Here is a 263-nt window from a genome sequence, read left to right as displayed (position 1 = left end):
CGGGCGTACAGCACCACGTCGCACTCTCGATCGTCGGCGCGGACAAGCTGCCGCAAAGCGGCTATATGCGCGCCAAGGTCGCTCAGGAAACGCTGGTCCGCGAATCGGGCGTGCCCTATACGATCGTCCGTTCAACCCAGTTCTTCGAATTCCTTGGCGGCATCGCGCAAGCGGGTATCGAGGGCGAGACCATACGGCTGTCGTCCGCCTTGTTTCAGCCGATCGCATCGGACGACGTGGCCGCGGCCGTCGCGGACTTCGCC

General features: G+C 64.6%; 1 protein-coding gene. It reads left to right on the top strand.

The features are described from left to right. Window positions 1–263, top strand: a 263-nt coding sequence (locus SB771_RS35085) for an SDR family oxidoreductase (RefSeq protein WP_410722055.1), incomplete at both ends; no start/stop codon positions are given.

It is taken from the genome of Burkholderia sp. SIMBA_051 (assembly GCF_046534915.1).
Classification (GTDB): Bacteria; Pseudomonadota; Gammaproteobacteria; order Burkholderiales; family Burkholderiaceae; genus Burkholderia; species Burkholderia ambifaria.
Note: the sequence above shows the minus strand (reverse complement) of the source record. Positions and strands in the feature narration are given on the sequence as shown.